We start from the raw sequence: 15,493 nt of genomic DNA, 5'->3' as shown, positions 1-15,493 counted from the left end.
GAAAGATCAATTCAACCATTTTGTAACGTTATTTGGTTATATAACTCTGTCGCTTTTACCTCCGCCTGTTGTTCAAGCCGGCTCATATATTGATCATATTGACTATCGATATAGGCAAGTTGTATCTCCGAACGTACATCTTCAAATGCCTTGTAGCCTGAAGCTTTTCTTTCTACACACTGGATTAGAACGTATCCCCCCCGATCTGCAATAATCTCACTGACTTCTCCGACTTTCAGATTCTTCGCAACCTGGTACAGTGCCTCTCTGTATTTGGCAAAGTCCCTAAGATTGGTTTCATCTAAAATTTCCTCTCTCGCCGAACTTGAACGGTTATCTCCCCTCCTTTCATCATAAATCTGATCAAAGCTTTCTCCATTCTGAATACGAGTCTTAACAAGCTGCATACGTGCTAATGCTTCACGATCATTGGTAGGCTCTATAATCTCTTTGAACTTCAAGTTATCTTGTTTCGAGGCAATCTCTTCTTTATTCACTTCATACCATGCTCGAAGTTTATCTTCTGACATATCGAAATCATGCTTAGCCAAGTCATCCTTCAATGCATGGATCAATTTGTTCGACTGTTCGGAGTAATAGGTTTGTTCTGTGTATTGCCCGGGGCCATAAATCGCTTGTTTATTCGCTATGGCCTCCATTCTACGTTTATTCTCTTGGTCTAGATCAACCAGAAAGTCAGAATACGAAATCGATCGGATAATCCCTCTTTTCTTTCCTTCGAGTTGCGTTACCTTCCTGTGAATAAGCTCTTGCAACACCTTTTCCTTTACTGTGACAAATGGTAAATTCGTATCGCCGTGATGTTGATTTAATAGGGCGACAAATTCACGTTTTTGAATCGGTTCACCATTCACTGTGGCTACCACATCTGTATCTGCTGTCGAATGTACAATCTGATTACTATTCGTTGAACGCGAAATCCCCCCTTTCCATGAAATAATGGCACAAATTAAAATGAACATAATGACAACAATTCGGTTACTTTGACGTGAATGAGGGTTCCGCTTATGATTCATTACTCGATAAACCTTCATAAATAAACCTCATTTCTATGCTTATCCCTTGATACCGCTTGACGTAATGCCTTCAACAAAAAACTTTTGAGCAAATATGAAAAGCAAGATCGGCAGTAAGATAACAATCGAAGCCCCAGCCATTTGAAGTGAGTAATTGGAACCATACTGCGTTGAAAAGTATTGAAGTCCGACGGTTACCATTTGCTTCTTCTCGCTTGAAATGAAGATAAAAGGACTTGCATAATCATTCCAAATATAAACAAAAGAAAATACTATCATGGTCATTAAAGCAGGAACCGCAAGGGGAAGAATGATGCGAAAATACACACGATAATGGGAACATCCGTCAATGATTGCCGCCTCCGTGAGCTCTTTGGGAATCCCCATAAAAAATTGTCTCAAAAGAAATAAAAAGAATACATCAAAAACAGCTGGAATAATTAGCACCCAATGCGTGTTGATTAGATGCATATACTTATAGATTAGAAATCTCGCTACGATTGTTGTATCAGGAGGAATAGCTAAGGTCGACAAGGATATAAACAGCAGGACATTTCTTCCTTTAAAATTCAATCTGGCAAAGGCATAGGCAGCCATTGTTACCACAATTCCACGTAATAGGATGGAGAGCGTTACCACTTTCAACGAGTTTCCAATCCAGCGAAAGTAATTCGGCGAGGAGAGTAACGTTTGATAATTCCCCCAATAGATCTGTTCAGGAATCATATGTTTAAGTGGTTCATTAAACGCTTGAGCCGTCGTTTTCAGTGAGGCGGATATCATAAATAGAAAAGGAAACAGCATGAGCAACGCGACGATAAAAACCAAGATAGAGTAAGCAAGCGTAGTGAAAGATAGTCTGCTTTTATGGATATACGTTTGCGTAGATTGTTTCGCTATTAATAATGCACCCATTTCTTCTGCCCTCCCCATTGGATAATTGTTATCACCATAATAATAAGAAACAGGACAATGGCTTGTGCGGCAGCATAGCTGTAGTGATTGAATGAGAAAGCCTCTTCATAGATATTGAGCGAACTCACTCGGGAAGCTGTCCCTGGCCCACCTTTGGTCAATGCGTTGAAAATCGTGAAGTTCTGAAATGAACCAATAGTCGCTGTTATGATTAAAAAGAAACTTGTCGGAGAGATAATTGGCAACGTAATACTTACCATTTTTTTGAACCTTGATGCCCCATCGATGTCTGCAGCTTCATATAAATCCTTGGATACACCTTGTAGTGCTGCCAAATAAACAATCATCTGAAAAGGAAAATTCAACCAAACCGCAACCATGGCTGTGGTGGGAATCGCCATCTTAGCACTTGCAAACCATAATGGCGGATTGTCAATACCTAGTACCTTAAGTAACGTATTTACAAACCCACCAAATGGATCGAACAGCAATGAAAACACAATCGAGATCGCCACAATGTTTGCCACATATGGCATTAGAAACAAGGATCTACTAAAGCTCTTCCAATAGAAATGTTTATTTAATAGCACAGCGGCAATGAATCCAACAGCCGTAAGGAATGGAACATACAAGATCGTATAATAAAAGCTTTTTAAATAAGATGAGACTGCTATAGGATCCTTCCAAATCGCTGTATAATTGGCTAGCCCCACCCATGTAACAGCATGTAATGGTTTGAAATTATTCAGGTCCACAAAGCTAATAAAAAAGGCATAAAATAAAGGCGCAAATTGAAAAATAATAAATCCAATAAAAAAGGGTAGAACAAATACCAATGCTGCTCGTGCCTCTTGTTTCTCTAGGCTTCCGATAGTTCTCTTTATGTTCAGCTTAGACATCTCCGACTTCCTCCTAAAACAAAGGAGCACCCTATCTCTATAAGTGCCCCTTACAAATGGATGGTACTAATTCTTCACGGTTTTAGCTTTGTCGATCGCTTCATCTGCACGCGTTTTGATGGCTTTGATCGTATCATCCAGCGGTTTCTGTCCTACAAGGTACGATTCGCCTTCTTGTAAAATAATTTTCCCATATTCCGCAGCAATCGAACCTGTAATTTTTTCTGGTTTCAGACCTAAGTTAGGTGTCAAAAATACATCTTTCAGATCATCCGTTGTAATCCCATCTGTCGTTGGGAACTTGGCTGCCATTTCATTAAATATTTTATCCGTATCTTCTTTCGTTAAATCTACACGTGCTGGTGTTCCAGAACCGCCATACTTATATTGATTGTCAGCAACCCAATTAACGAAATCAGCTGCTTCTTTCGGATGTTTCGAAAATTTATTAATCCCATTGCCTGACGTAATACCAATCATGTTCTTACCATTAGGATCAACAGGCGGCTGTGTAATTCCAACCTTCCAATCGCGTGGATACGTCTTCAAATCGATCGGTGCAAAGGCAAACCAAGTACCTGTAAATTGCATCGCATATTTCCCGTTCATAAAGACGTCATAAGGAATTTTCTTCGACTTTGTTTCAAGCCAGCTTGGCTGAATTTTTAATTTATTCCCTAGATCACCTAACCATTGTAAGGATTCTTTGAATGCAGGATCATCATAATTCGATGTACCATCCGCTTTATAGCCACTAATCCCTCTTTGTGCGGCTAATAAATAGAACGTATTATCGTAATCCGGGAAGTTTGAACCGTAGATCCCCTTGCTTGGATCCGTTAATTTCTTCGCTGTTTCTACATATTGATCCCATGTCCATTCGCCCTTCGGATAAGGCACTTTAGCATCATCAAAAATCTTTTTATTATAGAAGACGGCCCATGTTCCTGCGCCCGTTGGCAGCATGTAAACTTTATCGTTGAATTTGGTTAAGTATTTCCCGAATTTCTTCTCATAATCCACCCCTGATTCTTTATAAAGATCATTCAAAGGAAGAAGAAAACCACTGTTTGCATATTTCGCATGAATGATTGGGTTTTGCAATGGGATAATATCTACACTTCCCGATGTCGAAAGATCAATATCGATTTTTTTGTAAATAACATCCCCATCGCCGGCAACCGTTTCTAACTCCACGGTGTTGCCCGAATACTTTTTATAATCCTCTAAAAGTGCTTTTGTAGCCGGTAAGTTCGCATTGCCAGAAGTGGAATACCATTTGAGAGTTACTGGCTCCTTTTTGGCCTCAGGTGTAGCCACCGTACTGCTAGTTGGTGCAACTGTTGGGACTGCGCTTGGGACCACTTCATCTTTCTTACTGCTGCAGCCTGCTAGCGTTAGGCCGATCATGCCACAGATTAATAAGGAAGTACTTGCTTTTCTACCGTTCATTTTCCCCACTTTTACATACCCCTTTTCGGTTGTTTCTGCCACTTCTTTACTATAATTCGTAACACCAACCATTCAAATGTAATATCTTTCGACTTAATTTCATTTCTCTACTTCCGTCCAAATAAATAATTTTGGTTTTAGAATAAATTAAGAAAAAATGTTTTATTTTGAGATTATGGACAATTATCTATATTTGAGGGGAGACTCTCCGACATTTTTCTTGAATACTTTACTAAAATAATATTCATCAGCGTATCCTACTTCTCTAGCTATTTCGGCGATTTTTAAATCCGTCGTTTTTAATAAGAACTTCGCTTGTCTGATCCTAACTTCGGTAATATATTCAACAAAATTTTGGCCTGTTTCTTTTTTATAGAGATTGCTCAAGTAAGCAGTAGAAAGCTGTAAATGTTCGGCAACCTTTTCTAAAGACAGATCTTCTTTATAATGCTTATTGATAAATTGCTTCGTTATAAATACCCGCATATTCTCATTGTTCTCTAGCAACTGCTCCTTAATTCGCTGATTCAAATCGTTCATCCACACTATAAAATCAACCTTTAAATTCATAGTTGTTATCTCATTGTACATCTCTTTATTTATGATATTTTTTCCTGTTAATTGATATTTTTCTACAAAGGTTTGGAATAAATAATAAATGGAGTAACTTAAACCCGTTAATAATTCCTTGGTTAAGTTATTGGAATGGTGTATTTTCTGTATAAACAGTTGCAGCGCATCATGAATCACCTTGATTTCTCCATCAAACAGAGCCGATTCAACCTTTTTCATTTCGGCAGAAATATCCTCGTTCTCTTGTATGGACATTTGGTTAATGTCTCGATAATGAATATCGCTCCCTCTCGGCAGGATAAATTTATGTCGGATAGCCTCATTCGCTTCCTTGAAGGCTTGTTTGATATGCATATAATTAGGATGATCATTACTGATCCCAATGCAAACGGATGTACTTAAATATTTGCGCAATGACGTTCTCACATTGGTTGTCAACTCATTGAGCCGATCTCCCGCTTCCACTCTCTCTGTTTTTCTTAAAGAAAAAATAGCTATAAATTGCTTCGGATGAATGCTTACAACATGCCCTTCCGCGTAACTGGATAGCACTTCTTCTACGATGTTGATAATCGAATAATCAAGCAAATGCGGCGATTCCCCATATTTATCATAAATCGTCAGATCATCGACCTCGACGATAAAGCACCTTACATTTTTATCCAAAAAATTTAATTGCAGGACATGAATTTGCCGTAAAATTTCTTCTTTATTCTGAATAACACCTAATAGCAAATCTTTGAAAAATTTATCTTTATGTAAAGCCGTATATATACGTGGATATTCATGCGAAATAGCCCTATTCACATCCCTATTTTTGGATGATACTACGGCAGTTCTTAACTCTTGCATAATCTGAATCAACTTATCAGGCTCCAGCTCTAGTTTCAGAATATAGTCCTCCGCACCATTCTTCATGGCCTCTTTGACATATGCCAAATCATCATAGGCACTTAATACGATGAATTTCGCTGGATGATTATCTTGCCTTAATTGCTTAATTAATTCAATTCCCGTCATCACTGGCATTTTAATATCCGTCAAAATAATATCCGGCGAATAGGCTCTCGCCATCTCTAATCCTTTTTTACCATTTTCCGCTTCACCCACCAGCTCAAACCCCAACTCTTCCCAAGGTATGAGGGATTTAATACCTATCCTTACAAGAGCTTCATCATCAACAATTAATATTTTCAATATGATTTCCCCCACCTATTCTTGATATAAGGAGTTTTCCATGATGTCCACAGGAAGCATAATATGAACCTTTGTATAACGACCAAGTTCACTTTCGATCTGAATGCCGTATCGTTCACCACAGACCATTTGGATACGAAGATTTACATTATGTACACCAATCCCGCCTAAGGGATCTTCCTCTAGAACGTTCTTTGCTAAAATTTGCGATATCTGACTATCCGACATCCCCACCCCACTGTCTTCAACCGTTATTTGGAGCGTTGATTGCCACGCAACTATTCGAATTCGAATGAAACCAGATTCATCCTTTGGTTCCAGCCCATGAAAAATGGCGTTCTCAACAATGGGTTGTAGAATGAATTTGACACATGTCAAACTTAATACTTCGTCATCTACTTCATAGTAGACCTGAAACTTTTCGCGATATCGTGTTTGTTGAATGTACACATAATCTTTAATCATGCTCAATTCTTCACGTATGGTAGTTAGCGTGCTTCTCTCTTTGAATGTATTTCTCAATAATCTTCCAAGGGCATCTACAACCTCTTTAATTCCATCTGATTTTTGAATGATAGCCATCCATCGAATGGTATTCAAGGTATTGTAAAGAAAATGAGGTGTAATTTGCCCTTGCAGCGCCTTCATTTCCGCCTTTCTCTTCTTAGTTTCTTCCTCCACGACTTGATTAAACAGTGAATTAATCCGCTCAATCATGTAGTTGAAGTTCACACTGAGAAGACCAATTTCATCAATATTTGTAATATTGGATTTCACTAGTAAATTTGAAGCTCTCACATCTTTCATCGTCAATGTTAACTTTTTGATGGGCTTTACAATGCCAGCTGATATGAAAAACCAAAGCACGCCTGAAATCAACAAAGAAAGAAAAAATACAAAGGTAGTAATTGTAAATACAACTTTATTATCCTTCGTTAATATTTCGAGCGGTACCATTTGAACGATTCTCCAGCCATACTTATCCAAATCATAATTAGATACCAAATAAGCTTTGCCATTGTTCTTGATCTCGAAGTTGGACAGATTTTTTTCTTTAGGCAGGATAATGCCCTCCGACTCCAGACTCTTCGCCAACTTTTCTTGCGGGTATACGATTTTACCAAACTGATCTACAATGTAGAGTTGACTTTGGGTATTAGGAGATGCCTTACTTAATATATCCGTAAATACATTCGTATTTAGACTCACATACAAGCTTCCAATATTCCTGTTATTAAAATCTCTAATAAATCGGGAAAGCGAAAATACTTGTTTAACCTGTGCCATTCCCGACTTATTATCATTGTCATGTACACCGATCCAAAGAACATTTCCCCCTAATTCCTCTGAATGTTTATACCAACTCGATGCCAGCAGTAATTTAGTATCAATGGCATTCGCATCGCTTCCATTCCCATATCTAAATTCACTGCCATTCATGCCAAAAATGAAAAGAGAAGTAATGTATTTATAGTAGTTGGAGTAAAATTCTAAATTATTAATGACTTGATCGACCTTCTTATAATTGGCATAGTAGTCTAATTCGTTCCTGTTATCTGAACTAATCGCCTGCTGAATATCCTCATTGATATAAATCAATTCTGTTAATTTTTCTATTCCTGATAATTCCTTCTCAATTGAACTTCCGATATATAAGAGATTTTCGTGAAAGTAATCACTTACTTTCGCTTTCAATATTTTCACGGATACGACATAAGAACTTATACTGATAGCTGAAGTAGGTAACACCATAACGAACAAGAAGGAGATCATGATTTTATGCAGGATACTCTTCTTGAAAAAGCGAATTGGATTCACTCGAATCCCCCCTCGAAATGATTGCGCTTTCAAAATGAATCAGACGTATTCATACATCATTTTAGTTACATTGCTTAGGTTCTCACATGATAATTTTTGTGCTTAGTTTGATATATTTTGGGATTTGATCAAAATTATGACTACCAATGACAAATAGCCCAACGATTTCTCGTAAGGCTATCACTCTTTACTATCTCCGAACTAGTTTAACAGCATTTTATAATGCTTAATCGAACTGACATGCATACCCTCATGATATAACGTAAAGTTAAGAAATTCGCCAAAGGTTTCCAGTGTGAACCCGCTGGAGGTCTTATACGGCGCAGGCGCTTGTTCCGAAAGTCGATCCTTTAATGCGGTTTGAATACGTTCTTGTTGCTTCCGCAACATGTCGACCACTTCCGTCATCGTAGGCGGAGTCTCCGCCCAAGTAAGCGGTGTAGTCCCCGCGACGAATAATGCCAGGAACGATTCAGGAAGTTGTGCCTCCAAACCATGGAGTAACAAGGCAAACCTCTCTTGGACCACATAAATATGTCCGGCCTGCCATAGGATATGATTCCTAAATTTCTCTGGAATGGAAGTGGCGGTACGTTCCGTTATGCCTTCGAGTACTTTAAGCGTGTTATTTCGAGCAAATGCCAATTGATTGAATATGATATGTTCCATGTTTACTCTCCTTGTTTGAAATTCAGCGATGTTTGACGATCCATAATAAATATGCTGACCATACACTCTTCCATAATATACCCATGAATATTTACAAGTATAGCATCAATTACACGTTAAATGTTTGTAAATAAGACGATTGGAATGCATATAACCGATGTGTAACTGATGCCATTTACCTATACGCACAGCCTACTTTTGATCCTTTTGTATGCACGGAAAGTAGCATATGTCACACATTGTATATATTACATATATACAAATGGTATTTACAGGAATGTATCAATAATTTATAATAGTCATAAATTGTAAGGTACTTTTACTGAAAATGGCAAACTTACCGAAAGGTAAGGGCGCAAAGTTATGGGCCTAAAGCTTCAAAGCTATGGCTGCCAAACCGCCAGTTTGTGATAGTCAGCCTATCCCGAACATCTTGGGTTGGGCTTTTTTTACGCCTTTTGCTTAAAAAAAATGTCGAAGAATGGGGGATATTCGCACATTATCGTTTTATATGTCAGTTCAAATCATACTTAAGGAGTGCAGTTAACTTGAAAACCAAGAATTATTTCGGTAAAAATCTATTGTTCTCGATGATCAATTTGCTCGTCATCGGGGTTGTCCTGATTTCTGTCAGTGCCTATTTTCAAAATCGAATTTTAACCGATACGCTAAGAGAGCAAACTCATAATATGACATCCGTGTGGGCAAAAGGCATCACCAATAAAGATGTTCAGGGCGCACTAAGTGATAAAAGCTATGAAGCAAGCGAGCAGCAACGGTTAACCAAATTGTTTGATAGTTACACCGCCTTCAACGCCAATGTTGCGCAAGCGTACATATTCGGTGTTGAGTTAGCGGATGGCAATAAAACATCGTTGATTTCATTCCCGAGTCACGTTGTTAAAGCATTTAAAGAAGCCGGGTTAAACATCGGGGATATGTATGAGCAGCCCAAAGAGATCGTTAACGGTCTGAAAAGCATGTTGAAAACCAAAACCGAAACTTTTACTTCTCACTATAAAGATGATTACGGCACTTGGGTCAGCGTACTTTATCCCATTATGGACGATAGCGGCAATGTTACAGCTTACTTTGGCATTGATGTAAACGCCAAAATGATCCCTGATGCCCAAAAATCGTTTCTCGTGAGCACGATCATTCTACTCTTGATTGCCTTGGTGATTTGCGGTGGGGCACAATATTGGGTGGCAAGAAGAACACTTATGCCGATCAACCAGTTGATGCTCGGAATCGAGCTAGCTTCGAACGGAAAGTTTAATTTTAGGTTGGAAGAAAACGGCGGCTTCGGCGAATTAAATCAAAAATTTAATACGATGCTCTCTAATATCCGTGAAGTATTATCCAGCATTAAACAAACCGCCTCAAGTGTATCGAACACTTCACACGAACTGTTTGGCATCACGGAAGACAATCGTCACAGCATTGAGCTGATCACAACTGAAATCAGGGATATGAATACGCATGTCGACCAGCAAAAAAATTCAACTGAAGAATGTGGACGATCGATTGAAGAAATTGCGTCTTCTTTGCAAGCCATTGCTCAAAATGCGAATGAGGTTGCTACTGCTTCTCATGCAATGAAAAATTTATCCGAAGAAGGCAACATGGCTGCCCAAACGATATCTGATCAAATGGGACGCATAAATACGAACTCGCACTCAACTGCAGACACGATCAAGCTCCTTGAGTCGAAGTCGGAAGAGATCGGAAATATTCTCAATCTCATTAAGGATTTAACTGCTCAAACCAATCTACTAGCCCTAAACGCTAGTATTGAAGCTGCTCGTGCTGGCGAACATGGCAGAGGTTTTGCCATAGTAGCCGCCGAGGTTCGCAAGCTGGCCGATCAATCGAAAAATTCGACAACTCAAATTGAAGCTCTTGTTGCCGATATCCAAGCAGAGACACATAACACTGCTACGTTCGTGACGCAAGGGACAAATGAAACCAAAAAAGGATTGGATATTGCTAAAACCACCGGTGAATCCTTTACCAATATTTTGGATGCCTCACAGATTGTATCGAGTCAAGTGCTAGATATTTCATCCGCTACACAAGAAATGTCTGCAAGTACAGAGCAAGTAACGGCGATGATGGGAGAATTAAGCGGGATATCCAGAAAAACAGCACAAAGTACGAACAAAATTATGGACTCCGTACTAACCCAGGAATCTTCGTTGCAAAGCATTTCCATGTTCGCCAGCAAGCTCTCTACGGTTGCAGAGGAATTGAGCAAAATGGTAGGCAAGTTTGACATTGAGATGAAATAAATTGTTAGGTATTCCGGATTGCACAGCGTTTGTCGTTGTGTAATCCGTTCCAATATCATAGTCCAAACATAGAGGAGAGAGACCATGCTGAATCTCGTCAATGACCAACCGTCCATCTACAGAGAAATCAACCATACGGACGAAGCCTACCCAGCAACAGAAACGATATCATCCATCTTTCGGCGCGTAGCAACGAGGTATGCAAACAAAGCAGCAATCTCTCACGGTAACAATGAAATTCTTTATGCTGACTTATTCAACAAAAGTTCTCAGGTTGCGAACGCATTGACGAATGCCGGCTGCCGTAAAGGCGATTTTGTCGGTATTTATATGGAGCGCAGTCCCGAAACCGTCATCTCCATTCTTGGAGTATTACGCATGGGTGGCATTTATGTCCCTATTGACCCGGAGCACCCTATTGAACGGAATCGGTATATCGTACAGAACGCTAGCTGTAAACAACTGATTGTAAAAGAGAGCCACCTCGAAAGCGCAGCTGAGTTATGTCTTACGTTAGGTATCGATACCCCCATTTCCATAGAGCATTGTTTTGGGCACAATGAAACGAGCTTCGAGGATGCCAACCTCACGCCAGATGATGTGGCCTATGTCATTTACACTTCTGGTTCCACCGGGAATCCGAAAGGTACACTGATTGCTCACAGAGGAGTCGTGAATCTTTGGAATACGTTCACCAACCAATTGAACATTTCGAGTGCTGACGTACTCACGCAGTTTTCTACCTTTAGTTTTGATGCTTCCATCTTGGACACATTTAACTGCTTGCTGAACGGTGCAACGCTCGTCATTTTGACAAAGGATGAGCAACTGACGCCTGATCTTTTTGTATCACTTCTTGAAAGCAAAAAAATAACTATCATTGGTTGTATTCCCACATCTGTATTTAATAGGTTATCCGAAACGACAATTCCTTCCCCCCAATCCATGTGGCGGACAGTCAGACATATTATCGTCGGCGGAGAGGCGCTGCTCTCTGATCATGTACGCAAATTCCAAGATAAGTTTGGAAAAGATATCATTATTTTTAATGCCTATGGTCCAACAGAGTGCACCGTCGTGACTACCACCTACAAAATAACGGACTATTGGAACAGCAAATCGATAACGGTCCCTATTGGCTCTCCTATCGGCAATTTCAAGATTTACGTAGTGAAAGCTGACGGTTTGCTTGCGGAAGTCGGCGAAGAAGGAGAGCTTTTCATCGAAACCTTTGCCCTCGCCAAGGGGTATTTGAATCTTCCTGACAAAACGAATGAAGTTTTCATTCCTAACCCTTTCAGCAGTGTCCCGAATGCAAAAGTTTATAAATCGGGCGATATAGTCAAAATCTTACCGGATGGCAACCTTGAATTTCAGTATCGGAAAGACGGGCAATTAAAACTGCGTGGCTTCCGCATTGAAATAGGCGAGATCGAGAACGCTTTGTCCAAACACCCTTCCGTCCTCGATGCAGCCGTGGTCGCTATCCAGGATAACAATACGGTAAAGCATTTATCTTGCTTCTACTCGGTCAAATCACAAGTAACCAGTGCTGAGCTGCGCGAGCATTTGAAATCATATGTTCCCTACTATATGATTCCTAGTTTCTTTTATAGTCTAAAAGAAATACCGCTCTCGCCAACAGGCAAAGTAGACAGAAAAAAACTGCTCGCCATGGATAACATCGATCTTGCCGAGTCAAATATTCCTTATGAAGAGCCTGTCGGTGAACTAGAGCATGTCATAGCATCCGTATGGTCTGAAGTTTTAGGACTTACGCGTGTCAGCCGCAATGAAAGTTTTTTCGAGATCGGTGGAGATTCTCTAGGGGTTATGGCGGTTTTATCCCGATTAAAGCAGGATTATCTCAACTTGCGGATGAATGATTTGTATGAACATCCAACCGTGAAGGATTTGGCTGCCTATATGGCTACGTTACCTACCGATACGGATGAAGAAGAAGTAACGCCTGTCGCCGAGTATATAACACTTAGTGAGTTGCCTCTTCTACCAAAGGTAGCGTTGAGTGGCCAAGACGGTTTAGGTTCGGACATCTTGCTAACTGGAGCAACTGGCTATTTAGGTTCACACTTGATCTATGAACTGTTAACAACCACGAAGGCCAACCTCCACCTACTGGTTCGCCCTAAATTGGGTCATAACGGAATCTCCAGGGTTTGGGAAACGTTGGATTCCTACTTAGGTCAAGAGTTCTTCGCCAAGTATACGAACAGGATTTTCGTACTCGAGGGTGATTTGGTCAATGCGGACTTAGGTCTAAGCGACGAAGACCACAAGCTCATGACCACTAAAATCACCTCCATCATTCATGCTGGTGCGGATGTTAGACATTTTGGCAGTACGGATGATTTTCAAGCAACGAACGTGATTGGCACTCAAAACCTGCTGAAATTGGTATACGAAAGAAAGACCCTTCCTTTCCACTTTGTTTCTACCATAGGAATACCGGAAGATATGGCATCATCGGGTTATTGGGAAACCGGATCCCAAAATATGACGGATTTCTATACGTATAAACTGGAAAATGTATATACAAACAGCAAGCTTTTAGCAGAAAAGTCCGTCGTTGAGGCCATTATGGCCGGGCTGCCATGTTCGATTTATCGAGCAGGCAATCTATCCTGCCACAGTGTGACGGGCCGCTTTCAAACCAACATACATGAAAACTACTTCTATCGGATGATTAAGGCTTTCCTGCTGCTAGGTAAAGCGCCTGTCGTTGATACCTATATGGATATTTCCCCCATAGACTTTGCGAGCAGCTTTATGGTTGCCTTAATGAAACAGCGCACATTCGGTGAAATCTACCACATCTGTAATCCGATTCAAGCCCATTATGATGCCTTCATTGAAGCGTTGAGAGATCTAGGGTATTCCATTGACCTCTTACCGCCAAAAGAGTTCGAAAAGTGGGTCATTACCGTAGGCAACAACATTAGCAAGGAAGCCGTTCAATTAGCCATCCCCTTATTGGAAGGCGACGGGGTTAGAACCTCCCCGTACCTGTATGACTGCGAGAGCTCCATTCAGAAAGCTGGTTCCTTAAGCCCTTTGCCCAACTTAAAAGAATTGGTTGCCGCTCTTGTTGAGCATGCCGTCGAACGAGGATATTTCCCAAAGGCGTAGGATCGAAAATCACAGAACACACAATCATCTTTCATGGAAATAAACCGCTCTAATGACATACGTACAATCAAAAACCATGTCCCTCACGTATGATAATACGGTAATAAAATATCATCGAGAGGAATGTGAGTAAACATGGGAGCAGTAGGTTGTGGAGAAGTAGGTCATGGACGTACAAGCGCATTTGTCTTGGTTCTCTTTATTCTTTTGGTCATCATCACGTCAGCTTTTGTTTGGTAATTCCTTGATCAACAAGGAAAGGCTTTAAATGAAGAGGCAACCCCCGACCGTCCTAATGGATGGATGGGGGTTGCCTTTTTGTTAAGGATTTTGAGTGGGTAAGTGTAAGTAAGTGGGCAGTATCCATCTCTAATCAATAAGTAATCGGAATAACGGTTATGTCACCTTCTATTCCTTTAATTAATATATATGACAATAGGATATATGAGGGAGGAATAGCATGATCTATTGGTGCCCTTTATGTGAGGATTGGTGTGACTTTTACAGTCCTAGTTATCATGGTTTTTGGTTACAGACGGTTAACCCAACGAATGTAAGTGATAAGACAATTATTGATGAATGGAATACGATCTCCATACCTCCTGCGCCAGAGCTTCAATCCATTGTCATTGACCCCAGCACAAGCGCACTTCTGGTTTTGGATATGGAGAACTCGATTTGCAATAATTATCGCTGTCTAGCATCTATATCTAAGATTAACCATCTGTTGACGAAGAGCCGCGAAATTGGCATGCTAGTTGTTTACAGTCTCACACATGCGGGAGATTCCACGGATATTGCTTGGCAACTAACTCCTGCACCAGGCGATCCAATTGTGAAATCAAACGTTGATAAATTCTACCAAACTAATTTAGAAGAGATATTACAAGCAAATTGTATAAAAAACGTTCTAATTACAGGTTATTCCGCCAACGGCGCAGTTCTTCATACAGCCACTAGCGCTGCATTCAGAGGTTTCAATGTCATTATTCCTGTTGACGGCATGTCCGCAAGCAATCCTTACGCTGAGCAGTACACGGCTTGGCATATGCTTAACAGTCCGGGAACACGAAATCGGGCAGCGCTAACCAAAATTAGCCTTATAACGATGTAATCGTTTGTGCTAACTAGCTATACGAATAGAGACAGATGAATTCATGGTCACAGATAATAGCGGTACATTCCAGTCATGAATCCGGTCGTAGGTCTCCGTCATCAACTGCTGACCGAGCAGGAATCCCATCCACTCGCCCGCGCAGGGATGAGATGAGTGGATCTTCCATATCCGATGTATAGCTTTGAAAAAACACCAGGAATCCTTCTTTCCTCGCAGCGGATTCGATATGCAATAATAAACCTGCCTCGAAAGGATTCCCCATATAATTAACAAGTACAGCCAATTAACGTTGGTCCTGCCGTTAAGCACATATGATACTACGGCAACAGAGACATCAGCACGTTCCGCAACTTCTTGACGACTAGCCATCCAATAATC

At 40.4% G+C, this 15,493-nt stretch carries 12 protein-coding genes and 1 riboswitch; of the genes, 4 read left to right on the top strand and 8 right to left on the bottom strand.

Features of this window, described 5'->3' with window-relative positions:
• Positions 1-11: 11 nt before the first annotated feature.
• The 7 genes from A8709_RS10255 to A8709_RS10225 form a co-directional block, all read right to left on the bottom strand.
• On the bottom strand, positions 12-1,055 hold the full coding sequence (locus A8709_RS10255; protein WP_065852256.1) for a peptidylprolyl isomerase: 1,044 nt from the start codon (positions 1,053-1,055) through the stop codon (positions 12-14).
• A gap of 21 nt (positions 1,056-1,076) precedes the next feature.
• Positions 1,077-1,952 carry a carbohydrate ABC transporter permease gene (locus A8709_RS10250; RefSeq protein ID WP_167357046.1) on the bottom strand — a complete coding sequence of 292 codons (876 nt, stop codon included), beginning with the start codon at positions 1,950-1,952 and terminating at the stop codon, positions 1,077-1,079.
• Entirely contained in the window at positions 1,937-2,851 is a 915-nt protein-coding gene (locus A8709_RS10245; RefSeq protein WP_065852255.1) for a carbohydrate ABC transporter permease, read from the bottom strand. Before A8709_RS10245 ends, A8709_RS10250 begins: the two co-directional genes overlap by 16 nt.
• 66 nt (positions 2,852-2,917) lie before the next feature.
• Positions 2,918-4,375, bottom strand: a complete 1,458-nt coding sequence (locus A8709_RS10240) for an ABC transporter substrate-binding protein (RefSeq protein WP_065852254.1) — start codon at positions 4,373-4,375, stop codon at positions 2,918-2,920.
• A gap of 111 nt (positions 4,376-4,486) precedes the next feature.
• Entirely contained in the window at positions 4,487-6,073 is a 1,587-nt protein-coding gene (locus A8709_RS10235) for a response regulator (RefSeq protein WP_065852253.1), read from the bottom strand.
• Between the two features lie 15 nt (positions 6,074-6,088).
• A complete protein-coding gene (locus A8709_RS10230) occupies positions 6,089-7,891 on the bottom strand; it encodes a cache domain-containing sensor histidine kinase (RefSeq protein WP_065852252.1) in 1,803 nt (600 codons plus the stop codon).
• A gap of 201 nt (positions 7,892-8,092) precedes the next feature.
• On the bottom strand, positions 8,093-8,560 hold the full coding sequence (locus A8709_RS10225) for a DinB family protein (RefSeq protein WP_065852251.1): 468 nt from the start codon (positions 8,558-8,560) through the stop codon (positions 8,093-8,095).
• Between the two features lie 320 nt (positions 8,561-8,880).
• A riboswitch (cyclic di-GMP riboswitch) is annotated at positions 8,881-8,965 on the top strand.
• Between the two features lie 143 nt (positions 8,966-9,108).
• Here A8709_RS10225 and A8709_RS10220 point away from each other — a divergent pair.
• From A8709_RS10220 to A8709_RS10210, 4 genes are all read left to right on the top strand, one after another.
• Positions 9,109-10,851, top strand: a complete 1,743-nt coding sequence (locus A8709_RS10220; RefSeq protein WP_084224804.1) for a methyl-accepting chemotaxis protein — start codon at positions 9,109-9,111, stop codon at positions 10,849-10,851.
• Between the two features lie 84 nt (positions 10,852-10,935).
• A complete protein-coding gene (locus A8709_RS10215) occupies positions 10,936-13,998 on the top strand; it encodes a non-ribosomal peptide synthetase family protein (RefSeq protein WP_065852250.1) in 3,063 nt (1,020 codons plus the stop codon).
• A 135-nt stretch (positions 13,999-14,133) separates the two neighbouring features.
• A complete protein-coding gene (locus tag A8709_RS33635; RefSeq protein WP_084224803.1) occupies positions 14,134-14,238 on the top strand; it encodes a YjcZ family sporulation protein in 105 nt (34 codons plus the stop codon).
• A gap of 220 nt (positions 14,239-14,458) precedes the next feature.
• Positions 14,459-15,112: a cysteine hydrolase family protein gene (locus tag A8709_RS10210; protein WP_065852249.1), complete on the top strand. Its 654-nt coding sequence runs from the start codon at positions 14,459-14,461 to the stop codon at positions 15,110-15,112.
• Between the two features lie 9 nt (positions 15,113-15,121).
• On the opposite strand, the gene A8709_RS10205 is transcribed toward A8709_RS10210, so the two are convergent.
• A complete protein-coding gene (locus tag A8709_RS10205) occupies positions 15,122-15,484 on the bottom strand; it encodes a LacI family DNA-binding transcriptional regulator (RefSeq protein ID WP_065852248.1) in 363 nt (120 codons plus the stop codon).
• Positions 15,485-15,493 lie beyond the last annotated feature (9 nt).

Origin of the sequence: Paenibacillus pectinilyticus (assembly GCF_001700435.1) — a bacterium.
Taxonomy (GTDB): domain Bacteria; phylum Bacillota; class Bacilli; order Paenibacillales; family NBRC-103111; genus Paenibacillus_E; species Paenibacillus_E pectinilyticus.
Note: the sequence above shows the minus strand (reverse complement) of the source record. Positions and strands in the feature narration are given on the sequence as shown.